This window comes from Arthrobacter sp. 001422645, from assembly GCF_059816125.1.
In genome coordinates this window covers 57,180-80,871 of the sequence record NZ_JCBANT010000004.1, presented here as the reverse complement: position 1 = coordinate 80,871, position 23,692 = coordinate 57,180, and the positions used below count along the sequence as shown (strand labels likewise).

The following is a 23,692-nucleotide window of genomic DNA, read 5'->3' as shown; positions in this document are numbered from 1 at the left end:
AATCTCGAAGTGTCCGGCAGTCATGGCTCGGACGGATGATGGGGCTGCAGACCCAGCCTAGTGCCTGCAGCCGGAAGCGGAGCCGGTCCGCTCAACGAAAAGCGCCACAGCCCGTGCGGTGGTGACCGGACGGGCCGTGGCGCTTAGCGAAAGGACGTTAGACCTTCGGGCTGGCTGCGGATTCAACCTTCAGCTTGCCGTCGGCGATGTCCTTCTTGATCTGCTCCAGCTCGGACTTCAGTTCCGCCGGAACCTGGGAGTCCAGGTCGTGGAACGGAGCCAGCTGGACGCCGTCGTTTGCGAGGGTGCCAACGTACGGAGTGTTGTTGAATTCGCCGTCCTTGTCCTGCTTCACAACGGTTTCAACGGCCTCGCCCATCAGCTTCATAACGGAGGAGAGCATGATGTCCTTGTAGTCCGGTGCCGTGAGGAAGCCGTCGGAGTCAACCCAGATGAGCTTGACGTCCTTGCCTGCGGCCTTGGCTTCCTTCAGGGCCGCACCGGCACCCTTGCCGACCGGGCCAGCGACGGGCATGACGATGTCCGCGCCCTGGTCCAGGAAGTTCTGGGTGAACTGCTTGCCCTTGTCCTGCTTTTCGAAGTCACCGGTGAAGGAACCGTCCTGCTTGGCCTTGTCCCAGCCAAGAACCTTGACGTCCTTGCCCTTCTGCTCGTTGTAGTACTTGACGCCGTCGGCGTAGCCGTCCATGAAGATGGTGACCGTGGGGATCTTGATGCCGCCGAAGGTGGCAACCGTTCCGGTCTTGGTGGTTCCGGCGGCGAGGTAGCCGGCGAGGAACGCAGCCTGGGCCGTGTCGTAGATGATCGGCTTGACGTTGCTGATCGGGGTCTCGTAGCCGAAGTCGATGATGGCGAAGTGGCTGTCCGGGTTGGCCGTGGCCTGGGACTTGGTGGCGTCGCCGAGCAGGAAGCCCACCGTGACGGTCAGGTCGCAGCCGGCGGAGACCATGGCGCGGAGGTTCGGCTCGAAGTCGTTGTTGGTCTTGGACTCGGCCTGGTTGACCTTGATGCCCAGGTCCTGCTCAGCCTTCTTCAGACCCTCGTAGGAGGACTGGTTGAACGACTGGTCGTCGAATCCGCCCGAGTCGGAGACGATGCAGCCTGTGTAGTCGCTGGCCGTGGGGGCCGCGCTGCTGCCGGTCGTCGGGGCGGCGCCGCAGCCGGTCAGCAGAAGTGCAGCCGCACCGGCGGTGGCGACTCCGGCCATCGAACCGCGCTTGACGGTTGCACGCAGAGAGTTCTTCAATGTTCCTCCAGGAAGAAAAAGTAGGCGCTACGACGGGTGCTCAATGAGTGTCTGTTGGCGGCGTGGCCGCTGAAACGCTGTTTTCACTGATGGATTTCGCAGCACTGCGCCGAGGCGCACTGATGCAAGACACTTTAGTGGCCTGAGACACGTCCAAGTAGCACAGTTCACAGCGATTCCACAGATTGTTGAGAACTTGTTACCAAGCGGTAGACGTGGAAAGCCCCGCACCGGCATTCCGGAGCGGGGCTTTCCGCGAGTGGGCGGGTGGGGCCTACGGGCTTAGAGGCGGACCAGCATCTTGCCGGTGTTGGCGCCGTCCAGGAGGTCCATGAACGCCTGCGGAGCGTTCTCCAGTCCATCCACGATGGTCTCGTCGTAGCGCACGGTGCCGTCCGCGAGCCAGCCGGACATGGTTTCGACGAACTCGGCCATGTGCTGCCAGTAGCCGCCGACCAGGAATCCCTTGAGGGTCAACTGCTTGCCGATGGCCTGCATGAGGTTCCGCGGAGCCGGCGTGGGCTCTGTCGCGTTGTACTGCGAGATCGCTCCGCACATGGCCACGCGGCCACCGACCGTGAGCGCCGACAGCGCAGCTTCAAGGTGCTCCCCGCCGACGTTGTCGAAGTACACGTCGATCCCGCGTTCGCCGGCAGCCTCGGCAAGCTGCTCGGCCACCGGGCCGTCGTGGTAGTTGAACGCCGCATCAAAACCCAGCTCCAGCAGCCGGGCCACCTTTTCCGGCGAACCCGCGCTGCCGATGACGCGGGAGGCGCCCATAGCCTTGGCGATCTGCCCCACGAGGGAGCCAACGGCACCTGCGGCGCCTGAGACGAAGACGACTTCGCCGGCTTTGAAGTCCGCGACCTTGAGCAGGCCGGCATACGCCGTCAGGCCGGTCATGCCCAGCGCGCCGAGGAAAGCCTGTGCGGGGGCCAGATCGGTGCGGGCGGGGGTGGTGGCGCCGGCGTCGAGCACGGCATATTCACGCCAGCCCAAGGAATGGACGACGGCGTCGCCCACCTGGCGGTCAGCGGAACGGGAGGCGATGACCTCGCCGACGGCGCCGCCGTCGAGCGCGGCGTCCAGCGCGAACGGCGCCGAGTAGGACTTGACGTCGTTCATCCGGCCGCGCATGTACGGGTCCACCGAGATGAAGAGGTTGCGGACCAGGACCTGGCCGTCCTGGAGTTCAGGCAGGGCGGTCTCGGCCAGGCGGAAATTCTCCGGCACGGGCCGGCCGTGCGGGCGGGACGCCAGCTGGATCTCGCGGGTAGTGGCGGGACGGGTGGTGGTTTCGGTGTTGGCGCTCATGCGGCGACCTCCAGGATCTTGATGTCGACAGTAATGTTTCCGCGGGTGGCGTTGGAGTAGGGGCAGACGTCGTGCGCCTGGGCGACCAGGGCCTCCGCCGTTTCCCGGTCCACGGCGGGCAGGGCGATCTCGAGTTCAGCGGCGATGCCGTAGCCGGATCCGTCGGCGAGGGCGCCAAGGTGGATCTTGGCGGCGACGGCGGAATCCGTGAGGTCGGCCTTCTGCCGCCGCCCCACGAGGCGCAGGGCGGAGTGGAAACAGGCGGCGTAACCGGCGGCGAAGAGCTGTTCCGGGTTGGTCCCTTCGCCGTTGCCGCCGAGTTCCACCGGGCTGGCCAGGGCCACGCTCAGCCGGCCGTCCTTGGTGACGGCGGTGCCGTCGCGGCCTTCGCCCGAAGCCAGGGCCTCGGCTGTGTAGAGAGTCTTCATGGGAAATCCAATCTGTTGGGAAAAATCTGGTGGCCGGCGGCGAACACGCCGGAAACCTGCGCAGGCGCCGTGTGCTTCCGGCGACCTGGCGCGCCCCCGGCGATTTCGACGTCGGCGTGCGGGTTTCGACGTCGGCCGCTGGCGCGAGGGCTTCAGTGGGAGCCGTGCAGGGCGGCGGTGAGCCGGCCGAGGGTCTCGCGGAGCTGCTCAAGTTCGGCGGGCGAAAGCCCGGCGGCGTCAGCGAGCCGCTGCGGGATGGCGGACGCCCGCGTACTGAGTGCCGAGCCGGCGTCGGTCAGGAAGACCTCCACCCGGCGTTCGTCCGCCGCGGACCGGTGCCGTTCCACGAAGCCCAGCGCCTCGAGCCGCTTGAGCAGCGGCGAGAGTGTGCCGGAGTCGAGTCCCAGCTCCTCCCCCAGTTCCCGGACGCTGCGGGGTTGAGCCTCCCAGAGCACCAGCATGACGAGGTACTGCGGGTACGTCAGGCCGAGCTCGTCGAGGATGGGGCGGTACGCCGCCGTCGCCGCCCTCGAGGCCGAGTACATGGCGAAGCACAACTGCTTGTCGAGTCGGGGGGCGTTGTCACGGGGAGCGTTGGTCACATAAATACGATAGCCCACAATTAAATTGTGCACAACTCAAATACGCTGCTCTTGTTCCGCCGAGGTGAGAGTTCGCGCCCATGAGACTCCGCAGGATGGGCGCGAAGTCTCACCTGGGCGGGGGCGTGCCCACCGGCGCCCCGGTTAGAGGTCGCGGATGGTGCGCAGGGCCGCGGCGGTGAGGACCTGGACGCCCAGGCCCAGCGCGCGTTCGTCCAGGATGTAGTCTCCGCGGTGCAGGTCGTACTCCTCGCCGCCGGGGGTCTTGGTGCCGAGGCGCATCATGGCGCCGGGGAGGTCCGCGAGGAACCAGGCGAAGTCCTCGCCGCCCATCGACTGCGGGGTAAGGACCACGGCGCCTTCGCCGATCTCGGCACGGGCGGCGGCTTCGATCAGGGCGGTCTCGTGTTCGGAGTTCACCACGGGAGGCACGCCGCGGGTGTGTTCCAGGTGCACGTCGACGCCGTAGGGTGCGGCGATCTGCTGCACCACCTCGTCGAGGATCTTGCCGGCGCTGTGCCAGGCGTCGCGGTCCAGGCAGCGCATGGTGCCGGCCATGTAGCCGCTGGCCGGGATCGCGTTGGGGGCGGAGCCGGCGGAAATGTGGCCCCAGACGACAGAGACGCCGCTGCGTACGTCAACCCGGCGGGACAGGACCGCCGGGACGTTGACCGCGATCTGGGCGAGGGCGAAGACGAGTTCCTCGGTCAGGTGCGGGCGGGAGGTGTGGCCGCCGCGGCCGGTCAGCTCGATCTTGATGGTGTCCGAGGCGGAGGTGATGGCACCGATCCGGGTGCCGATCTTTCCCACCTCGATCCGGGGGTCGCAGTGCAGCGCCAGGATCCGGGGAACACCCTCGAGGACGCCCTGCTCGATGCAGCTCTGGGCGCCGCCGGGCATGGTTTCCTCGGCCGGCTGGAAGATGATCCGCACGGAACCGCGCAGCGGCGACTCCTCGTGCATCCGCTGCAGCACCAGGGCCGCCCCGAGCATGGTCGCGGTGTGGACATCGTGGCCGCAGGCGTGGGTGACGCCGTGGTTCTTCGAGGCGAACGGCAGCCCGGTTTCCTCGATGATGGGCAGGGCGTCAATGTCGCCGCGCAGGGCGGTGGCGATCGGGCCGTCGCCGATGTCAACCGTCAGGCCCGTCCCTTCGAGGCGCCGGGGTTTGAGTCCGGCTTCCTCGAGTCGCTTGGCGAGCTTGTCCGTGGTGCGGAATTCCTTGAAAGAGAGCTCCGGGTGTGCGTGCAGGTCCCGCCGGAAGGCGATCAGCTCCGGCAGGAGAGGCTCGAGCCACGGCCCCACCAATGTGGTGGGCTCAGCTTCAGTAGAGTAGTTGCGCACAGAATAACTCTAGCGAGCGGACAATAAATAGCGGCATCGCGTCCGGCGCGTTACGAACCGGGAAACACTTCCGGCGCCCCCGGTAGGGCCGAAGGGCCCGGAGGACGCCGGAACGAAAGGACGCCGGAATTAGAGAACGTCGGTGTCGCCGCTGGCCTTGAGCGCGTCGACAGCCTGCTTCACGCGCTGCGAATGTTCCTTGTGCATCACCAGGAGGGCGTCAGGGGTGTCCACCACGACCACGTCCTTGATGCCGATCAGCGCGATCACGCGCTGGGTATCGGAGACCACCACGCCGCTCGCGTCCTCGGTGAAGACGCGGGCGCCTTCACCGATCACGGTGACGTCCTTGACTTCCTTCGCGCTGTGGAGCCGGCCCACCGAGGCGAAGTCCCCGACGTCGTCCCAACGGAACGTGCCGGGAACGACGGCGACATCACCGGCGGCGGCGGCCGGTTCGGCCACCGCGTAGTCAATCGCAATCTTGGGCAGGGTGGGCCAGACGCGGGACTTGACCTCGTCGCGCTGCGGGGTGTCCCAGGCCCGGGCGATTTCCTGGACCCCGGCGAAAAGCTCGGGTTCGTTGGCTTCGAGGTGCTTGAGCATCAGCGAGACGGGTGCCACGAACATTCCGGCGTTCCAGACATATTCGCCGCTGTCGAGGTACTCCTGGGCGATCTCCTCGCTGGGCTTTTCCACGAACTCGACGACGGCTTGGGCGCTGGGGGCGCCGTCCACCCCGAGGTTCTTCCCGGCCCGGATGTAGCCGAAGCCGGTGGACGGGTGGGTGGGCTTGATGCCGATCGTGACGATCTTGCCGGCCGCGGCCGCGTGGATGGCCTCACGGACAGCATCGTGAAACAGCTCATCGGGGCTGATCACCTGGTCCGCGGCGAACGATCCCATGATGGTGTCGGGATTGCGCTCGTGCAGGATCGCCGCGGCCAGGCCAACGGCGGCGCCGGAGTCTTTGGGTTCGCTCTCGAGCACGAGGTCGGCGTCGTCGATCTCGGGGAGCTGGTTGCAGACAGCGTCGCGGTGGGCCATGCCGGTCACCACAAGGATGTGTTTGCCGGCGAGCGGCTCAAGCCGGTCGTAGGTGGAACGCAGGAGGGTGCTGCCCGAGCCCGTGAGGTCGTGAAGGAACTTGGGGGCTGCTGCCCTGGACAGCGGCCAGAGCCGGGTTCCCACGCCGCCGGCAGGAATCACCGCGATAAAGCGGCCCAGGGCCGAACCCTGAGCAGATACCTGCGCCGATACCTGCGGCGAGTCCTGGCTTGTCACATTGTCTGTAGTCATCACCGCTACTTTAGCCGACCGTGATGCGTCGGTCCCTGATCCGGCGGCGGACACGACACCGCACTCTGCACAGGAAGGCGCATCCTGCACCGGGCGCCGGAGCGCTGGGAAGGAACTCCCCGGGGGCCCAGCACCCCAACGAATGTGGCGTTCGTCTCAAAACCCGGGAAAATCCCCGCCGGGCGCCGTCACCGAGGGGTGGCTGAATTGAATAAGCTGTAAGCGAAGCCTAGATTTAGGCTTGAGCTTACGAGTGCTCTCGCAGCAGGCGTTCCCCCCGCGTGGATCCCATGCCAGCGCCGCTGTGTTGCAGGGAGGTTTATTCAGTGCCGACAAAACCAGCTGGCACCTTGTACCGCGGCCGTGAAGGCATGTGGTCCTGGGTTGGACATCGCATTACCGGTGTAGTGATCTTTTTCTTCTTGTTGGTCCATGTGCTGGACACCTCACTGGTGCGTGTGTCCCCCGAGGCCTACACCGCCGTGATCGGTGCCTACAAGAACCCCCTGATGGCCCTGGGTGAAACGGGCCTTGTCGCAGCGATCGTGTTCCACGCCTTCAACGGCCTGCGGATCATCGCCGTCGACTTCTGGAAGAAGGGCGCCAAGTACCAGCGCCAGATGCTGTGGACGGTGCTCATTCTCTGGGCAGTCGTCATGGTGGGCTTCTCCATCCGCCACCTTTCCCTCGCCCTTGGAGGTCACTAGCCATGAGTGCAACTGAGATTCAGAGCCCGCGCAGCGCCAAGGCGCCCGCCGCCAAGGTGGGCAGCAACCGGATCGCTCCTCAGTACCGCCGCAACGGCAGTTCCAAGGGGAACTTCGAAATGCTCGCATGGCTCTTCATGCGGCTCTCCGGCGTTGTCCTGGTGGTGCTGATCTTCGGGCACCTGTTCGTCAACCTCCTGGTGGGCGAAGGCATCCACGCGATCGACTTCGGTTTTGTGGCCGGCAAGTGGGCCGACCCGTTCTGGCAGATCTGGGACCTGGCCATGCTGTGGCTCGCCATGCTGCACGGCACCAACGGTGTGCGCACCATCATCAACGATTACGCCGAAAAGGACGCCACGCGCCTCTGGCTGAAGATCGTGCTCTACGCGGCCACCACCGTCATCATCATCCTGGGCACCCTGGTCATCTTCACGTTTGACCCGTGCCCCGTCGCGAACGGCGTCCAGCTGCCCGGCGGCTTCTGCCCCGCCCCGTAGCGGCGCGACCCCAGCGGCAACCGATCCCTGCCTGCCCGGTGCAGGCCAGGGATTTCCACGAGATTTCACCGGGCAGGCTCCGCCGGCCGGTGTTGTTAGCGAATTTTGAGAGAAAGAGCGTCTGGTATGCAGGTCCATAAGTACGACGTCGTCATCGTCGGTGCCGGTGGCGCCGGGATGCGCGCGGCGATCGAATCCGGTCAGCGCGCCCGAACAGCAGTACTGACCAAGCTGTACCCCACCCGCTCCCACACCGGCGCGGCTCAGGGCGGCATGTGCGCAGCCCTGGCCAACGTCGAAGAGGACAACTGGGAGTGGCACACCTTCGACACCATCAAGGGCGGCGACTACCTGGTTGACCAGGACGCGGCCGAGGTTATGGCGAAAGAAGCGATCGACGCCGTTCTAGACCTGGAGAAGATGGGCCTGCCGTTCAACCGCACGCCCGAGGGCCGGATCGACCAGCGCCGTTTCGGCGGCCACACCCGCGACCACGGCAAGGCTCCGGTCCGCCGCGCCTGCTACGCCGCGGACCGCACCGGCCACATGATCCTCCAGACCCTGTACCAGAACTGCGTCAAGCACAACGTCGAGTTCTACAACGAGTACTACGTCCTTGACCTGCTGACCGTCGAGGAAGACGCCGTCCGCGAGGACGGCACCGCGTACAAGCAGAAGCGTGTTGCCGGCGTCGTCTCCTACGACCTCGCCTCCGGTGAACTGCACGTCTTCCAGGCCAAGTCCGTGGTGTTCGCCTCCGGCGGCGCCGGCAAGGTCTTCAAGACCACGTCCAACGCGCACACCCTCACCGGCGACGGCATGGGCATCGCGTTCCGCCGCGGCATCCCCCTGGAGGACATGGAGTTCTTCCAGTTCCACCCGACAGGCCTCGCCGGCCTGGGCATCCTCCTCTCCGAGGCTGCCCGCGGCGAAGGCGCCATCCTGCGCAACTCCGAGGGTGAGCGCTTCATGGAGCGCTACGCCCCCACCATCAAGGACCTCGCCCCCCGCGACATCGTGGCCCGCTCCATGGCCAACGAAGTCCGCGAGGGACGCGGCTGCGGCCCCAACAAGGACTACGTCCTCCTGGACCTGACGCACCTTGAGCCGGCGCACATCGATGCCAAGCTGCCGGACATCACCGAGTTCGCCCGCACCTACCTCGGCGTCGAGCCGTACACGGAGCCGGTTCCGGTGTTCCCGACGGCGCACTACGCCATGGGCGGCATCCCCACCAACATCAGCGCCGAGGTGCTCCAGGACAACGACACCGTGGTCCCGGGCCTCTACGCCGCCGGTGAGGTGGCCTGCGTGTCCGTGCACGGCTCCAACCGCCTGGGCACCAACTCCCTGCTGGACATCAACGTCTTCGGCAAGCGCGCCGGCATCGCCGCCGCGGAATACGCCAAGACCGCGGACTTCGTGGAGCTCCCCGCTGACCCGGAGGCCTACACGCTGAACCTGCTGGACCACGTCCGCACCTCCGACGGCACCGAGAAGGTCGCTGCGATCCGCAAGGAACTGCAGGACACCATGGACGCCAACATGCAGGTGTTCCGCACCGCCGAGACGCTGAACCAGGTCCTGAAGGACATCGCGTCCTTCGAGGAGCGGTACCAGCGCATCAGCGTCCAGGACAAGGGCAAGCGCTTCAACCTTGACCTCCTCGAAGCCGTGGAACTGGGCTTCCTCCTGGAGCTCGCCAAGGTCATGACCGTGGCGGCCTTGCACCGCGAGGAATCCCGCGGCGGACACTTCCGCGAGGACTTCCCCGAACGCGACGACGAAAAATTCATGAAGCACTCCATGGCGTATAAGGATGAGCATGCTCCGGCGGATGGTTCCGCTGAGGCCATTGCCGGCATCCGGCTTGCCACCAAACCGGTGGTCTTTACGCGTTACGAGCCGATGGTGAGGAAGTACTAAGATGACCGCTGAACTCGCTGAGCCAGCCTCCAAGATCGAACTGCCCGCCCACATCGGAGGCGGCGGGGAGATCCCGTCCTTCGATGTGACCCTGCGCGTGCGCCGCTACAACCCTGAGGTCTCCGAGGACGCCACGTGGGATGACTTCAAGGTCACCATGTACGGCACCGACCGAGTCCTCGACGCCCTGCACAAGATCAAGTGGGAGATGGACGGCAGCGTCTCCTTCCGCCGGTCCTGTGCCCACGGCGTCTGCGGCTCCGATGCGATGCGCATCAACGGCCGCAACCGCCTCGCCTGCAAGACCCTCCTGAAGGACCTGGACACGTCCAAGCCCATCACGGTCGAGCCGATCAAGGGCCTTCCGGTGGAGAAGGACCTGATCGTGGACATGGAGCCGTTCTTCCAGTCCTTCCGCGAGGTTATGCCCTTCCTGATCAACCGGGGCCACGAGCCCACCAAGGAACGCCTGCAGTCCGCCGAGGACCGCGAGCGGTTCGACGACACCACCAAGTGCATCCTCTGCGCCGCGTGCACCTCGTCCTGCCCGGTGTTCTGGACCGACGGCCAGTACTTCGGCCCGGCCGCGATCGTCAACGCACACCGCTTCATCTTCGATTCCCGCGATGACGCCGGCGACATGCGCCTGGAGATCCTCAACGACAAGGAAGGCGTGTGGCGCTGCCGCACCACCTTCAACTGCACCGAAGCGTGCCCGCGCGGCATCCAGGTCACGCAGGCCATCGCCGAGGTCAAGCAGGCCATTCTGTCCCGCAAGATCTAGCCACCGGCCACTCACAGCATTCATCACGACGACGGCGCCTCTCACCTCACGGGTGGGGGCGCCGTCGTCGTCCTCCCGCTCTCACGAAAGGGGACACCGTGTCCCGCTCCGAAAAAGTCAGCTTCCAGGGTTCCACCGGCGAACTGCTCTCCGGCATTGTTGATGTCCCGGAGGGCCCGGTGAAGGGCTGGGGCGTCTTCTCGCACGGTTTCACCCTGGGCAAGGACAGTCCCTCGGCGTCGCGGCTGTGCAAGGCCCTGGCGGACAACGGCGTGGGCATGCTCCGGTTCGACAACTTGGGCCTCGGCGAGTCAGCGGGGATGTGGTCGGAGGGGTCCTTTAGCCACAAAGTGGCCGACACCGTCAAGGCGGCCGAGTTCATGCGGGACTCGGGCCGGCCCGTCTCGCTGCTGGTGGGCCATTCCTTCGGCGGGGCTGCCGTCCTGGCTGCCGCCGGCGCCATCCCGGAACTCGACGCCGTCGCGACCGTGGGGGCGCCGTTCTCGCCCAAACACGTGGCCCACGTGTTTGACGCCGCCCTGGACCGGATCCTCAGTGAGGGTAGCGCGGAAGTGGACCTTGGCGGCAAACGGGTGGAGATCCGGCGGCACTTCGTGGAGGACCTGGAGAAGGCGGACCTCACGGACTGCATCAAGCGGCTCGGCAAGCCGCTGCTGGTGATGCACTCCCCCACGGACAACACGGTGGGGATCGAGAACGCCAGCACCATCTTCCAGACGGCGCGGCATCCGCGCAGTTTTGTGTCCCTTGAGGGCAGCGATCACCTGTTGACGGCCAAGGGCCAGGCGGCCCGTGCCGGGAAGATTATTTCGGCGTGGGCCGACCAGTACCTCGACGCCTGAACGCCGCGGACCAGGCCGTCCGCCCGGGCCGGGGCTCCGCCGGCGTTTTGCCCGGCTGGACGCGCCGGGCGCCCCACCCGGTGGTTGTGGTACCCGGCGCCATGTTGCGGTCCTGCTCCCGGATGGCCACCCACGCGGCGCAGATGACGTAGACCTGGCTGACCAGGTTGAACCAGATCAGCAGGCCGATGATGATGGCGAAGGGCGCCAGAATGGGGTTCTTGCCCGCACTGGCCAGCAGCTGGGTGCTGAAAATCTGCAGCACGGTGGTGCCCACCGCGGCGAGGATGGTGCCTTCCAGGAGGGCGCGGCGGGCCGGCTTCAGCCCCGCCGCCACCCGGAACATGATCAGGGCGGTTCCCCAGCCGAGCAGCAGGGGCACGAGGATCGTCACGGAGGTGGTCAGGGGGCCGGCCAGCAACGGATCGAGGCTCAGCTGCTCCGTCACCCAGTCGGCCGCCGTGCCGAACACCAGCGACGCTGCCGCGCTGATCACCAGGGCCACTCCCAACAGGATCAGCGCGCCGACGTCGAGCAGTATCTGCAGGACCGGGTTCATGCCCCGCGGGCCGAGCTGCATCATGCCCCGCACGCCGTCGCGGATGCCGCTGATCCAGCCCAGGGACGTGAACACCGTCACCACGGCGGCGATCACGGCCGCCCAGCCCAGGCTGGTGGGGTTCAACAGCGCGTACGGGTCAACCAGGCCCTCGCTGCCGTCCACCTGCAGGAGGCCGGGCGCGGTCAGGGCCACGCTCTTGATGATTTGGTCCAGCAGCGCCGGCTGACCGCTCAGGAAGAGGCCGGCCAGAGAGAACCCCGTGGCCAACAGACCTGTGATGGAGAAGAACATCCTGAACCCGATGCCGGCACTCATCAGCGGGCCGTGCTGGCGGCCGTAGTGCTGGAAAGCGCGCAGGGGTAACAAGGTGTTGAGCCGGGCCAGCATCCACCCGACCATGGCCATGAGCGACGCCAGTCGCCCGCCGCCGGACCGCCGGGCCTTGCCCCAATCGACCCGCTTGCGGATGACCTCCAGTTTCAGCCCGGCCAGGTCGGTGGGAAGGGGCGGCTTACCGGGCGCCTGCGGTGCCGTCCTGGCCTCTGTCGTCGTCAGGTTTGGTCCCAAAGTCAAGCTCTTCCCGTAGCTGCCAAATGCCGTTGTCATCGTGCTCGTAGAGTCCCATGCTAGCCACCGGGAACGTGGCCCGGTAATCCTTGAGGACCGCTTCGGCTTCGTCGAGACTTTCCGGGGCGACGTCGTGGGCCACCGTGACATGCGGGTGATAGGCAAACGGCAGGTCCCGTTCCAGGGGTCCGGACTGCAGTTGACGGTGCAGGTTCACGCAATCCCCGAAACCGTCCTCGACGTTCAGGAACACCACCGGGGACACCGGCCGGAAGGATCCGGTGCCCGCGATGGTCACGTTGAACGGCTCCTGCTGGCTGGCGATCTCGCGGACATGGCTGCGGGTCGCTTCCCAGTCCTGGGTCATGGTGGTGGTCACCAGCGTGATGTGGGCCGGGATGACTTCCGCCATGGGATCACCGAACGACGCACGCCAGCGCTGGAGCTCCTCGGCGATCTCGTCCGGGAACCCCAGGATCACGCCGACGCCGATGCCCTCGCTGCCCTGTCCGTTGTCCCCCGCGTCCGCGGCATCCGGAGCGGCGCGCCTGACGGCACGCGCGGTGGCGCGTTTCGGCTCGCTGGCGGTGACTTTGCTGACGGAGGACATTGGCCTAGCGGACTCCCCGGGTTCCGGCGTAGGGCAGGAAACCCACCTTCGCGTAGACATCGGTCAGGGTGACCGCGGCGATCTCGCGGGCCTTGTCAGCGCCGAGGGCCAGCAGCCGGTCAAGCTCCGCGGGGTCATTCAGCAGTTCGTTGGCCCGGTCGCGGATGGGGGTCAGGTGCTCCGCGACAGCCTCGGCCAGGTCAACCTTGAGGTGGCCGTACATTTTGCCCTGGTAGGCGGCGACGAGGGCCTCAACACTCTGGCCGGTAATGGCCGAGTAGATGGTCAGGAGGTTGGAGACCCCCGGCTTGGCCTCGCGGTCGAACCGGATCTCCGTTTCCGCATCCGTCACCGCGGATTTGATCCGCTTGGTGATGACCTTGGGATCATCCAGCAGGTTGATCAGGCCCGCCGGTGATTCCGCCGACTTCGACATCTTGGCGGTGGGGTGCTGCAGGTCGTAAATCTTCGCCGATTCCTTCTGGATGAAGGGCGCCGGAACGTTGAAGGTCTCCCCGAAACGTGAGTTGAAGCGCTGGGCCAGATCGCGGCTGAGCTCCACGTGCTGGCGCTGGTCCTCGCCCACCGGAACGCCGTGCGGCTGGTAGAGGAGGATGTCCGCGGCCTGCAGGATGGGATAGGTGAACAGCCCAACGCTGGCCTGGTCCGAGCCGTGCCGTGAGGCCTTGTCCTTGAACTGGGTCATACGGGAGGCCTCGCCGAAGCCGGTGATGCAGTTCAGGACCCAGGCCAGCTGGGCGTGTTCGGGCACCTGGGACTGGACAAAGAGCGTGCACTTGTCCACATCCACGCCGCCGGCGATGTACTGTGCGGCCGTGACGCGGGTGCGGTGGGCCAATTCGGCCGGATCCTGCGGAACCGTGATCGCGTGCAGGTCCGGGATGAAAAAGACGGCGTCATACTCGTCCTGCATCCGGACCCAGTTCACCAGGGCGCCGAGGTAGTTGCCCAGGTGCAGGGAATCCGCCGAGGGCTGCATGCCGGAGAGGATGCGCTGGCGCGTCCCTGTTGAGGGAACGGGGGCGGCGGCGCGGACGGCAGCGGCGGAGGCAGCCGTGGCGGGTGCGGCGCCGGGGTCGTTCACGGGAGTCACAGTGGAAGAAGAGGTCATTCGTGGAGGCCTTAAGACTAGAGCCGGTAGTCCACTACCAGCGGGGCGTGGTCGGAGAAGCGGGTGTCCCAGGACGGTGCGCGGTCAACAACGGCCGACACTGCGGCAGCAGCGAGGTCGGGCGTGGCCATGTGGTAATCAATGCGCCAGCCGGTGTCGTTATCGAAGGCCTGTCCCCGTTGCGACCACCAAGTGTAGGGGCCGTCGACGTTACCCGCCAGGCCCCTGTGAACATCCTTCCAGCCGATCTCCTCGCCAAAGAAGCGGTCAAAGTAGGCGCGCTCCTCCGGCAGGAAGCCGGCACGTTTGACGTTGCCCTTCCAGTTCCTGATGTCCAGCTCCGTGTGGCCGACGTTGAGGTCGCCCACCACCAGGGCGTGGTCGCTGTGTTTGGCCAGTTCGGGGAGCCGGCTGACCATGACGTCGAGGAAACGGAACTTGTCGTCCTGCTTGGGGGTGCCCGCCTCGCCGGAGTGCACATACGCGCTGGCCACGGTCAGCTGCGAGGCCTCCCCTGCCGAGTTGCGGACAGTGTAGTCCGCTTCGACCCAGCGCCCGGCGGTGGCGAAGTAGTCATCGCCAATGCCCACCCGGGTTTGCTGGGGTTCGGTGCGGGAGGCGATCGCGACGCCGGCGCGGCCCTTGGCCTCGGCCTCAGCGTGCAGGATGTACCAGCCCTCGCCGAGCAGTTCGTGGACGATCGCGTCCGGCGCGCGGACTTCCTGCAGGCAGAGGATGTCCACCTCTCGCGGCTCAAGCCACTCCGCCATGCCCTTTTTGTAGGCGGCACGGAGGCCATTGACGTTGACTGATGCGATGCGAAGGTTGTCCTTCTTCAATGCCGAGCTCACCCGATCCACTCTAGTCGACAATGGTTCCGGAGACGGGCTCGTCCCTGCCGCCGGAGGACTTGATCATGTCCCGGGCGTTGGTGGCGGTGATCTCGATGGTCTCGAGCGCGCGCCGGATCGTGTCCTGGTCCGAGGCCGAGCCCTTCGCCCGCTCCTGCTCGACGACGCGGACCTGCACCTGCACGATCTTGAACGAGTGGTCCAGCTTCAGGTCCCGGACCTCGTCCGCTTCCCGGCGGACCTCCACGACGCGGGTACTGCCGTGGTCAACACTGCCCGACGACGGCGCCCGGCCGGCCGCCGCGTTGAAGGCGTTCTGCGCTTCGGTGAGCTTGGCGCCGGCCTTCCGAGCCGCCTTCTGGATGCTGAAGACGACGAAGGCGGCCAGGGCGAGCCAGAAGCCGGCGATGATCGCCACGATCCAGCCGACGACGTCGTTCTGGTTCGCAGCGAAGATGACCGCGACGACGAACGCGATGATAAACACCATCATTCCGGGTCCGCTGATGCGGAGCATGGAGAACTTGCCCGTGGCGGTGTTGTACGCGGACGGCTTGGAAGACTCGGAGTTGCCCAGAGATTGCATGAGCCCATTATCGCAAACCCCCGCCGCGGCCCGGCCCGCTTCCACCCCGGGCGAACAGACGTGGGACACGGCTTTACGACAGGACAGGTTCTACGACAGGACTGGTTCTACGACAGGACTGGTTCTACGACAGGACCAGGCAGAACGGGTGGCCGCTGGGGTCCGTGTAGACGCGGAAGGTGTCCGTGCCGGCGTCGAGGCTGGTCGCGCCGAGCCGGAGCACCTCCGCTTCGGCGGCGTCGAGGTCCCCGACGAGCACGTCCACGTGCATCTGCTGCGGGTGGTCGGCGTCGGGCCACTGCGGACGGACCAGCCGTTCAACGCGCTGGAGCGCGATGGCGGGACGGTCGGCGGCGTCGCCGATGGAAATGAATTCGTCTTCCTCCTGCACCCGGATCATGCCCAGCAGCTCCTGGTAGAAGCTGGCGAGTTTGTCCGGGTCCTCGCAGTCGATGACGAGGGCCTGCCATTTGCCGATCATGGTTCTCCTTATTTCGAAGGATGCCTACTTGAGGAACAGCTTGCGCAGGCGGCCGGTGGTGAGCAGGACGCCGAGGGCAATCATCACGAGGTAGTAGCCAATATGCACTGCGGTGGCCGGGGTGAAGACTCCCACGCTGATCTGCCGCAGCAGCTCCACGCCGTGCCAGAGCGGCATGGCCTGGATGAGCCACTGGATGGACTGCGGGTAGACGCTGAGCGGGTAGAACGTGGCGCTGAAGAGGAACATCGGCAGCATCACGAAGTTGATCCAGTCCATCTGCTGGAACGTCTTCATGTAGCTGGTGATGCCCATGCCGAAACTCGCGAAGCCGAAGGCGATCAGCACCGCGGCCGGGATCATCAGGATGGCCCACGGTGTGGTGATCAGCCCCATCAGGCCCATCACCGCGGTGAATCCTGTGGCGTACATCAGGCCGCGGAGCAGGGCCAGGAAAATCTCCCCCATGGCGACGTCCAGCGGGCCCAGTGAGGTGTACAGCATGCCCTGGTACAGCTTGGCGAAGTTCATCTTGAAGAACACGTTCCAGGTGGAATCGTAGACCGCGCCGTTCATCGCGGACACGGCCAGCAGGGCCGGGGCGATGTACTCCGCGTAGGAGATTTCCCCGCCGCCGGGCCCCTGCACCGAGCCGACGATCGCGCCCAGGCCCACGCCCATCGAGATCAGGTACAGCACCGGCTCGAAGAAGCCCGAGAGCATCACCATCCAGTTGCTGCTCTTGGTGGCCATCAGCCCGCGGGCTACGACGGCGCGGACGTTGCGGGAGTAGAGCGACCCGAAGTGCCGGTTGCGGGCCGCCTCGGTGACGCTGGTGTTCCCCGGCCCCGGGCCGGTGGTGATGGCGCTCATCCGCCCATCCTTTTGACGAACTGGCGTTTGGTCAGGACCCAGCCGACGACGCACAGCGCCAGCAGGAACACAACGTGCGCGATGGTCAGCAGCGGGGGCTCCTCGTAGCCGTAGCTAAGCACCCGGCCCAGCTCCGTTCCGTGCCAGATCGGGGAGATCCAGCCGATCCAGCGCACGGCGAGGGGAAGGGTGTCCAGCGGGAAGAAGGTCCCGGAAAACAGGAACAACGGCATCACGATGAAGCGCATCACCATGGCGAACTGGCCCTTGTCCTCCTTGATGGAAGCCGCATAGGCCATCAGCGGCAGGCCGAAGGACAGCCCGGCAAGGGTGGCGACCAGGACGGAGGCCCAGCCCCAGGGGCTCGGGGACGCGCCGAACAACGCCACCACGCCGAAGTAGATGGCGGACTGCAGCAGCAGGCGCACCGTGACGGCGATGATCTGTCCGAGCGCGATCTGCTCCGGCGTCAACGGGGAGGCGTGCGGTCCGTAGTAGACCCGGCGCCATTTGAAACCGTCCATCACCGGGAAGGTGAACTCGTTCGCGGCGGTCATCACGGCGGCCGAGATCAGCAGCGCCGGCGCGATGAACACCAGGTAGCTGACCCCGCCGAACGCCGCCGTGCTGTTAGTGTCCACGAGGGTGGCGAGCCCGACGCCCATCGCAAAGAGGTAGGCGACTGGCTGCCCGACGCCGTACATCACGATGGTCCAGCCGTAGCCCTTCATCACGCGCAGGACCTGCTCGGCGTAGTAGAACGCGCCCCACTTCCGGGCCTTCGCCGCGGAGACCTCCGGCGAATGCGCGCGGAGGGCGGGCACCGCCGTCGTGCCGGCCGGAATTGAGTGAGTCAGCTCTGCCTTCTTAGTCAACGAGGCTCCTGCCGGTCAGGCGCAGGAAGACGTCCTCGAGCGAGGACCTGCGCACCAGCGAGGTCACCGGGCGCAGTCCGCGGGCGGAGACCTCTTCGAGGGCGGCCTCGCCGTCGTGCGCGTAGATCAGGACGCGGTCCGGCAGGGTTTCCAGCCGTTCGCCGATCCCTTCGAGTTCGGCGCCGACGGTGGCGTTGCGTTCCGAGCCGAAGCGCAGTTCCAGGACTTCACGGGTGGAGTACTCGCGGATCAGGCTGGCGGGCGAGCCCTCGGCCATGATCTTGCCCTTGTCCACCACAATCAGGCGGTCGCAGAGCTGCTCGGCCTCGTCCATGTAGTGGGTGGTGAGGATCAGGGTGACGCCCTGCTCCTTGAGCCGGAAGAGCCGGTCCCAGAGGATGTGCCGGGCCTGCGGGTCCAGCCCGGTGGTGGGCTCGTCCAGCAGCAGGATCCGCGGTTCGTTGATGAGGGAGCGCGCGATGGTGAGCCGGCGCTTCATGCCGCCGGAGAGCGCATCGACCTTGGATTTGGCCTTGTCCGTGAGCTGGGCGAACTCCAGCAGCTCATCGGCCTTGGGCTTGAGGTAGCTCATGGGCAGGCCGAAGTAGCGGCCGTAGACCAGCAGGTTGTCCCGGACCTTGAGCTCCTCGTCCAGGTTGTCCTGCTGCGGGACGACGCCAAGGTGCGCGCGGACCTCCGGGCCGTTCTGGTCCGGGTCCAGGCCCATGATGGTGAGGTTTCCGGAGGTCCGCTGGGACACCCCGCCGATCATCTTCATGGTGGTGGACTTGCCGGCGCCGTTCGGGCCGAGCAGGCCGAACGCCTCGCCGGCGGGCACGGAGAAGGAGATACCGTCGACGGCGGCGACATCCCCGTAGCGCTTGGTCAGGTTTTCGGCAGTGATGACGTACTGCGGAGCGCCGGTAGCGGAGGGGCTGCCGGCACTTGAGGGACGGCTTTGGGTGGCGTCCTTTTGGGAGGCTTCCGAGGGTGGGGTTTGCTTTGAGGCGAGTTCAGGCACCCGAACACGGTAATGGAAACAGCCGAACTATGAAAGAGTCTTTTCGTAAAAAATCCAGACGTTTGCCGTTCCGTTATCTCCCGGGCTCAAACGTCCAGGGCGCCGCCTCCTTCGAAGGAGGCGGCGCCCTGGGGTCAGATCGTTCCGTCTCCGAGACTAGGCGTGGCCGGAGCTGCTGCTTTCTCTACTGCCTGCGGCAGCGTGCCGTTCCGCGGTTTCCACCACGTTGGCCAGCAGCATGGCGCGGGTCATGGGGCCCACTCCGCCGGGATTCGGGGAGAGCCAGGCGGCGACATCGGCCGCCGCGGGGTCCACGTCTCCGGTGACCACGGCCTTGCCGGAGCCGTCCTCGACGCGGCTGACGCCGACGTCGAGCACAATGGCGCCCGGCTTGAGGTCCGCCGCCTTGATCATGTGCGGCTGGCCGGCCGCGGCGATCACGACGTCGGCCTGCCGGAGTTCGGCAGGCAGGTCGACGGTGCCGGTGTGGGCCAGGATGACCGTGGCGTTGACGTCCTTGCGGGTAAGCAGCAGTCCCACCGGTCGGCCGATGGTGACGCCGCGGCCCACCACCAGCACACGCTTTCCGTTGAGGTCGATGCCGTGCCGGGTGAGCAGTTCCACGCAGCCCTTCGGGGTGCAGGGCAGTGGGGACTTCATGGGGCCGCCGACGTTGGCCACCAGCCGGCCGAGATTCATCGGGTGCAGGCCGTCGGCGTCCTTCTCGGGATCCATGGCCTCCAGGATGACGTCCTGGTCGATGTGCTTGGGCAGCGGGAGCTGGACGATGTAGCCGGTGCATTCCGGGTTGTCGTTGAGCTCCCGGACCACGGCCAGCAGCTCCTCCTGGGTGGTGTCCTCCGGCAGGTCCCGGCGGATGGACGTGATGCCAACCTCGGCGCAGTCCTTGTGCTTGCCGCCCACGTACCAGGTGCTGCCCGGGTCGGAGCCCACCAGGATGGTGCCGAGGCCCGGAACGATGCCCTGGGCCTTGAGGACGGCGACCCGTTCGGTCAGTTCGGCCTTGATCGTCGCGGCGGTGGCTTTGCCGTCAAGGATCCGGGCGGTGCTTGCGGGGATGCTTGTGGTCTCCGTCGTCATCCGCTTACCACTGCTCGTGCTGCGGGTACAGCGGGAAGTCGGCGGCGAGCTTGTCCACACGGGACTGGAGCGCCTCCACGTCCGTGGCGGAGCCGGCCTTCAGCGCTGTGGCGATAATCTCCGCGACCTCGGTGAACTCCTCGGCGCCGAAGCCCCGGGTGGCCAGGGCGGGGGTGCCGATGCGCAGGCCCGAGGTGACCATCGGCGGGCGCGGGTCGAACGGGACGGCGTTGCGGTTGACCGTGATGCCCACCGAGTGCAGGAGGTCTTCGGCCTGCTGGCCATCGAGCTGCGAGTTGCGCAGGTCCACCAGGACCAGGTGCACGTCGGTGCCGCCGGTGAGGACGGACACGCCGGCGTCGGACACATCGGCCTGGTTCAGGCGGTCGGCGATGATCCGGGCGCCTTCCAGGACGCGCTCCTGGCGCTCCTTGAATTCCTCCGTACCGGCGATCTTGAACGCCACGGCCTTGGCGGCGATGACGTGCATCAGCGGCCCGCCCTGCTGGCCCGGGAAGACGTTGGAGTTGATCTTCTTGGCCCACTCCTGCTTGGCCAGGATCACGCCGGAGCGGGGCCCCGCAAGGGTCTTGTGCACCGTGGAGGTAACGACGTCGGAGTGCGGGACCGGGCTGGGGTGCAGTCCGGCGGCCACGAGGCCGGCGAAGTGCGCCATGTCCGTCCAGAGCAGGGCGCCGACCTCGTCGGCGATGGAGCGGAACGCGGCGAAGTCCAGGTGGCGCGGGTAGGCGGACCAGCCGGCGATGATCACCTGGGGCTTTTCGGCGATGGCCTGCTCGCGGAGCTTGTCCATGTCGATGCGGAAGTTGCCTTCCTCGACCTGGTAGGCGGCAACGTCGTAGAGCTTGCCGGAGAAGTTCAGCTTCATGCCGTGGGTCAGGTGCCCGCCGTGGGCCAGGGACAGGCCGAGGATCTTCTCGCCCGGCTTGATCATCGCGGACAGGGCCGCGGCGTTGGCCTGGGCGCCGGAGTGCGGCTGGACGTTGGCGTATTCGGCGCCGAACAGCACCTTCACGCGGTCGATCGCCAGCTGCTCGGCGATGTCCACGTATTCGCAGCCGCCGTAGTAGCGGCGGCCGGGGTAGCCCTCGGCGTACTTGTTGGTCAGGACCGAGCCCTGGGCTTCCATGACAGCGCGCGGGGCGAAGTTCTCGGAGGCGATCATTTCCAGGGTGCCGCGCTGGCGGCCCAGCTCCTGGGCAAGGACGGCGGCGATTTCGGGATCGAGGTCGGCCAGCGGCTGGTTGCTCACGGCGGCTGACGAAAGGCTAAGAGAGGTGGTCACGGGGAACTCCTGGCTAGGCAACGGGCACTGCTTAAGGTCAGGTTACCGGCTCGTCCGCGGCGGCGCCCCTAGATTACGGCCCCGGAAGACGGGGCGTGGCAAGGGACCGGCACCCGTATGCGGGGTACCGACGCGGACCGGCAGCAGGTGCTCCCGACCGGAAAACATGACCCTCGGCCCAGGCGTACGATCCGTGGTCTTCGTGATTGCCGCTCCCTGGTGGTTAGCCACCCAACGCCAGTTGCGACCCTTCCAGCCTACCCCAGGCCGGGCTCCCGGCCACAGCCTGCGCACTGCCCCTGCGCCGCCGCGGGTAGGCTATCCTCCGTGACTGACCACCAGCTGACTGCTTCCTATATCCTCACCCTCTCCTGCCCGGACCGCCCCGGAATCGTGCACGCCGTCGCCGGCGCCCTGCTCGTCGCGGGGTGCAACATTACCGACTCACAGCAGTACGGCAGCCAGAGCACAGGCACCTTCTTCATGCGCGTCGAGGCCACGACGGCGGCCTCCCAGCTGGAGCTGCAGGCCGCCCTGGAGCCCGTGGCCCAGGCGTTCGGCATGCAGTGGAGCCTCAACCCGGCCGGCAGGAAGGTCCGCACCCTGCTGATGGCCAGCACGTCGGCGCACTGCCTCAACGACCTGCTGTTCCTGCAGCGCTCCGGCACGCTGCCGATCGAGATCCCGGCCATCGTGTCCAACCACCGCGACCTGGCGGGCCTGGCCGAGTTCTACGGCATCCCCTTCCACCACATCCCGGTCACCCCGGAAACCAAAGTCCAGGCCGAGGACCAGCTCCGGGCACTCATGGCCGAGCACGACGTCGAGCTCACGGTCCTGGCCCGCTACATGCAGATCATCTCCGACGACCTGTGCCAGGAGCTGACCGGCAAGGCCATCAACATCCACCACTCCTTCCTGCCGTCGTTCAAGGGGGCCAAGCCCTACCACCAGGCGCACGCCCGCGGTGTGAAGCTGATCGGCGCCACCGCGCACTACGTGACCGCGGCCCTGGATGAGGGCCCCATCATCGAGCAGGAAGTCATCCGCGTGGACCACCGGCGGACGGCCGAGCAGTTCGTCCAGATGGGCCGCGACGTGGAGGGACGCACGCTGGCCCAGGCGGTGCAGTGGCATGCCGAGCACCGGGTCCTCCTCGACGGAAACCGGACGGTTGTATTCAACTGACCCTGTTGTATTCACCTGACGCTGGTCATTGAATAGGGGTATGGCACTTTCCCCGGAAGACCCGCTCTCGGAATTTGTGGCCCTGCTCAAATCCGAGGGCCGCAACGGTGTGCTGGGCCTTGACTGCGGCCAGGGCGAGGACGGGTTGCGCTTTGTGCGCTCCGGCATCCATTTCACCGGTGTCGACCGGTCCGAGGAGCACATCCATTCCGCCCGGGCCCACGGGCTGGAAGCCTCGGTGGCCGGCCCCCCGTCGTTGCCGTTCGCCGATTCGGCCTTCCCGTCCGTATGGGCGGTTGACGCCCTGGCCGGCCTGCCGCCGGAGGAATGGGGCGACGTCGTCCGCGAACTCGAGCGGGTGGCGGCGCCCGGCGCCCCGATCGCCGTCGTGCTCCCGGAGCCGGGTTCTGCGGAACAGGGACCAGGCCAGGGACCGGGCTTCACAGTCCTGCGCTCCCCCGCCTAACCCCCCCGTTGACCTATCAGTAGTTGTCGTTCTGAGGGCCCGGAAGGGACCAAAAGTGATAGCTCAACGGTGGGTGGACGGGCTCAGGGGCGGCGCGCACGGCCCATGTACCCGCCCAGGAAACCGCCGATGATCAGCAGGGCTCCGCCTGCGCGGGCCAGTCCCACGCCCAACCCGTGCCGGTCCCGGGTCCGCGCGGCCCAGGACGCCAGGAAGATGAGCGTGGCGGCGAGGTTGGCCGCGGCATGGACGACGCCGACGCGCCGGGTGGCGCGGTCCGCAACCCGGACGGCCGGGTCAAGGCGGTCCGCGTTCTCCAGCCGCCGCATCGTTCGCAGGAACACGTTCTCGGTCACCACGGACCACCTCCCGGACGGCGCATTTGATGGCCCGATCCTACTCAGCTCCGGGCACGGTTCAACCCCCGTTGACCCATCACTTCTGGTGGTTCTCAGCCCGGAGAACCACCACAAGTGATAGCGCAACGGGCCGGGGGCGTGTCCTAGGCTGGAGGCATGGCTCCCATTTACGCTTTCGCCGGGGACACCCCGGCCGTTCACGAATCCGCCTTCATCGCACCGAGCGCCTCGGTGATCGGCAAGGCCACCCTCGCCGAGGACTCCAGCGCCTTCTACGGCGTCTCCGTCCGGGCCGACACCGCCGCGATCACCGTGGGGGCCGGCACCAACCTGCAGGACAACGTGGTGCTGCACGCGGACCCCGGCTTCCCCTGCACCGTCGGCGCCCGGGTCAGCGTCGGGCACAGCGCCGTGGTGCACGGCTGCACGGTCGAGGACGACTGCCTGATCGGCATGAGCGCCACCATCCTCAACGGTGCCGTGATCGGCGCCGGGTCGCTCGTCGCGGCCGGCGCCGTGGTCCTGGAAGGAACCGTAGTCCCGCCCCGCTCGCTGGTGGCCGGCGTGCCGGCCAAGGTCCGGCGCGAGCTGAGCGACGAGGAATTCGCCGGGGTGCAGCAGAACGCGGCGCACTACCGGGAGCTGGCCCGGGCGCACCGCGACCTGCACGGCTAAGCACG

The 23,692-nt window shown here is 66.9% G+C and carries 26 protein-coding genes and 1 riboswitch; of the genes, 8 read left to right on the top strand and 18 right to left on the bottom strand.

Translation table 11 applies throughout. From position 1 onward, the window contains the following. Positions 1 to 157: 157 nt before the first annotated feature. From AC6EUH_RS06645 to AC6EUH_RS06620, 6 genes are all read right to left on the bottom strand, one after another. Positions 158 to 1,267: a BMP family lipoprotein gene (locus AC6EUH_RS06645; RefSeq protein WP_442853907.1), complete on the bottom strand. Its 1,110-nt coding sequence runs from the start codon at positions 1,265 to 1,267 to the stop codon at positions 158 to 160. 282 nt (positions 1,268 to 1,549) lie between these two features. Continuing rightward, on the bottom strand, positions 1,550 to 2,581 hold the full coding sequence (locus AC6EUH_RS06640) for an NADP-dependent oxidoreductase (RefSeq protein ID WP_499738151.1): 1,032 nt from the start codon (positions 2,579 to 2,581) through the stop codon (positions 1,550 to 1,552). After that, positions 2,578 to 3,009 (bottom strand): organic hydroperoxide resistance protein, encoded by a 432-nt coding sequence (locus AC6EUH_RS06635; RefSeq protein WP_056433031.1) that lies wholly within the window; start codon positions 3,007 to 3,009, stop codon positions 2,578 to 2,580. The genes AC6EUH_RS06640 and AC6EUH_RS06635 overlap by 4 nt, the downstream gene beginning before the upstream one ends. A 152-nt stretch (positions 3,010 to 3,161) precedes the next feature. Further along, positions 3,162 to 3,554, bottom strand: coding sequence for a MarR family winged helix-turn-helix transcriptional regulator (locus AC6EUH_RS06630; protein ID WP_499738211.1), 393 nt, complete (start codon positions 3,552 to 3,554; stop codon positions 3,162 to 3,164). Between the two features lie 201 nt (positions 3,555 to 3,755). After that, the gene (locus AC6EUH_RS06625) at positions 3,756 to 4,955 is read right to left on the bottom strand and encodes an amidohydrolase (protein WP_056433023.1); all 1,200 of its coding nucleotides are present in this window, start codon (positions 4,953 to 4,955) and stop codon (positions 3,756 to 3,758) included. Positions 4,956 to 5,084: 129 nt separating this feature from the next. Further along, positions 5,085 to 6,254 (bottom strand): mannose-1-phosphate guanylyltransferase, encoded by a 1,170-nt coding sequence (locus AC6EUH_RS06620; protein ID WP_499738150.1) that lies wholly within the window; start codon positions 6,252 to 6,254, stop codon positions 5,085 to 5,087. A 326-nt stretch (positions 6,255 to 6,580) separates the two neighbouring features. Here AC6EUH_RS06620 and sdhC point away from each other — a divergent pair, with 326 nt between their 5' ends. The 5 genes from sdhC (at position 6,581) to AC6EUH_RS06595 (ending at position 11,034) form a co-directional block, all read left to right on the top strand. Then, positions 6,581 to 6,961: a succinate dehydrogenase, cytochrome b556 subunit gene (gene sdhC / locus AC6EUH_RS06615; protein WP_082492811.1), complete on the top strand. Its 381-nt coding sequence runs from the start codon at positions 6,581 to 6,583 to the stop codon at positions 6,959 to 6,961. Between the two features lie 2 nt (positions 6,962 to 6,963). Continuing rightward, positions 6,964 to 7,461 carry a succinate dehydrogenase hydrophobic membrane anchor subunit gene (locus tag AC6EUH_RS06610; protein ID WP_499738149.1) on the top strand — a complete coding sequence of 166 codons (498 nt, stop codon included), beginning with the start codon at positions 6,964 to 6,966 and terminating at the stop codon, positions 7,459 to 7,461. Positions 7,462 to 7,587: 126 nt separating this feature from the next. After that, entirely contained in the window at positions 7,588 to 9,387 is a 1,800-nt protein-coding gene (gene sdhA / locus AC6EUH_RS06605; RefSeq protein ID WP_056433010.1) for a succinate dehydrogenase flavoprotein subunit, read from the top strand. 1 nt (position 9,388) lies between these two features. After that, complete coding sequence (locus tag AC6EUH_RS06600; protein WP_056433008.1) at positions 9,389 to 10,171, top strand: succinate dehydrogenase iron-sulfur subunit; 783 nt, start codon at positions 9,389 to 9,391, stop codon at positions 10,169 to 10,171. Positions 10,172 to 10,269: 98 nt separating this feature from the next. Then, positions 10,270 to 11,034, top strand: a complete 765-nt coding sequence (locus tag AC6EUH_RS06595; protein WP_056433004.1) for an alpha/beta hydrolase family protein — start codon at positions 10,270 to 10,272, stop codon at positions 11,032 to 11,034. Here the strand turns inward: AC6EUH_RS06595 and AC6EUH_RS06590 are convergent. From AC6EUH_RS06590 to glyA, 11 genes are all read right to left on the bottom strand, one after another. Continuing rightward, entirely contained in the window at positions 10,997 to 12,163 is a 1,167-nt protein-coding gene (locus tag AC6EUH_RS06590) for a YihY/virulence factor BrkB family protein (protein WP_499738210.1), read from the bottom strand. The genes AC6EUH_RS06595 and AC6EUH_RS06590 overlap by 38 nt on opposite strands. Continuing rightward, positions 12,108 to 12,773, bottom strand: coding sequence for a 2'-5' RNA ligase family protein (locus AC6EUH_RS06585; protein ID WP_082492810.1), 666 nt, complete (start codon positions 12,771 to 12,773; stop codon positions 12,108 to 12,110). The genes AC6EUH_RS06590 and AC6EUH_RS06585 overlap by 56 nt, the downstream gene beginning before the upstream one ends. Before the next feature lie 4 nt (positions 12,774 to 12,777). Next, on the bottom strand, positions 12,778 to 13,905 hold the full coding sequence (gene trpS, locus AC6EUH_RS06580) for a tryptophan--tRNA ligase (RefSeq protein ID WP_056432997.1): 1,128 nt from the start codon (positions 13,903 to 13,905) through the stop codon (positions 12,778 to 12,780). A 17-nt stretch (positions 13,906 to 13,922) separates the two neighbouring features. Next, positions 13,923 to 14,756 carry an exodeoxyribonuclease III gene (locus AC6EUH_RS06575; RefSeq protein ID WP_056432994.1) on the bottom strand — a complete coding sequence of 278 codons (834 nt, stop codon included), beginning with the start codon at positions 14,754 to 14,756 and terminating at the stop codon, positions 13,923 to 13,925. 10 nt (positions 14,757 to 14,766) lie between these two features. Beyond that, positions 14,767 to 15,342: a hypothetical protein gene (locus AC6EUH_RS06570; protein WP_056432992.1), complete on the bottom strand. Its 576-nt coding sequence runs from the start codon at positions 15,340 to 15,342 to the stop codon at positions 14,767 to 14,769. A gap of 124 nt (positions 15,343 to 15,466) precedes the next feature. After that, a complete protein-coding gene (locus AC6EUH_RS06565; RefSeq protein ID WP_056432989.1) occupies positions 15,467 to 15,823 on the bottom strand; it encodes a VOC family protein in 357 nt (118 codons plus the stop codon). Between the two features lie 24 nt (positions 15,824 to 15,847). Beyond that, positions 15,848 to 16,696 (bottom strand): ABC transporter permease, encoded by an 849-nt coding sequence (locus tag AC6EUH_RS06560; protein WP_499738148.1) that lies wholly within the window; start codon positions 16,694 to 16,696, stop codon positions 15,848 to 15,850. Then, positions 16,693 to 17,571: an ABC transporter permease gene (locus tag AC6EUH_RS06555; RefSeq protein WP_499738147.1), complete on the bottom strand. Its 879-nt coding sequence runs from the start codon at positions 17,569 to 17,571 to the stop codon at positions 16,693 to 16,695. Before AC6EUH_RS06555 ends, AC6EUH_RS06560 begins: the two co-directional genes overlap by 4 nt. Beyond that, positions 17,564 to 18,475 (bottom strand): ABC transporter ATP-binding protein, encoded by a 912-nt coding sequence (locus AC6EUH_RS06550; protein ID WP_056433254.1) that lies wholly within the window; start codon positions 18,473 to 18,475, stop codon positions 17,564 to 17,566. The genes AC6EUH_RS06555 and AC6EUH_RS06550 overlap by 8 nt, the downstream gene beginning before the upstream one ends. A gap of 273 nt (positions 18,476 to 18,748) precedes the next feature. Continuing rightward, positions 18,749 to 19,672, bottom strand: coding sequence for a bifunctional methylenetetrahydrofolate dehydrogenase/methenyltetrahydrofolate cyclohydrolase (locus AC6EUH_RS06545; protein ID WP_499738209.1), 924 nt, complete (start codon positions 19,670 to 19,672; stop codon positions 18,749 to 18,751). A gap of 25 nt (positions 19,673 to 19,697) precedes the next feature. Next, entirely contained in the window at positions 19,698 to 20,999 is a 1,302-nt protein-coding gene (gene glyA / locus AC6EUH_RS06540; RefSeq protein WP_499738146.1) for a serine hydroxymethyltransferase, read from the bottom strand. Positions 21,000 to 21,168: 169 nt separating this feature from the next. Beyond that, positions 21,169 to 21,254: riboswitch (ZMP/ZTP riboswitch) on the bottom strand. A 72-nt stretch (positions 21,255 to 21,326) separates the two neighbouring features. Here glyA and purU point away from each other — a divergent pair. Next, positions 21,327 to 22,187: a formyltetrahydrofolate deformylase gene (purU, locus tag AC6EUH_RS06535; protein ID WP_056432978.1), complete on the top strand. Its 861-nt coding sequence runs from the start codon at positions 21,327 to 21,329 to the stop codon at positions 22,185 to 22,187. A gap of 40 nt (positions 22,188 to 22,227) precedes the next feature. Next, the gene (locus tag AC6EUH_RS06530) at positions 22,228 to 22,653 is read left to right on the top strand and encodes a class I SAM-dependent methyltransferase (protein ID WP_056432975.1); all 426 of its coding nucleotides are present in this window, start codon (positions 22,228 to 22,230) and stop codon (positions 22,651 to 22,653) included. A gap of 83 nt (positions 22,654 to 22,736) precedes the next feature. On the opposite strand, the gene AC6EUH_RS06525 is transcribed toward AC6EUH_RS06530, so the two are convergent. Next, on the bottom strand, positions 22,737 to 23,009 hold the full coding sequence (locus AC6EUH_RS06525) for a hypothetical protein (protein ID WP_156367646.1): 273 nt from the start codon (positions 23,007 to 23,009) through the stop codon (positions 22,737 to 22,739). Positions 23,010 to 23,168: 159 nt separating this feature from the next. Here AC6EUH_RS06525 and AC6EUH_RS06520 point away from each other — a divergent pair, with 159 nt between their 5' ends. After that, positions 23,169 to 23,687, top strand: coding sequence for a gamma carbonic anhydrase family protein (locus tag AC6EUH_RS06520; RefSeq protein ID WP_056432970.1), 519 nt, complete (start codon positions 23,169 to 23,171; stop codon positions 23,685 to 23,687). The last annotated feature ends 5 nt before the right edge of the window (positions 23,688 to 23,692 follow it).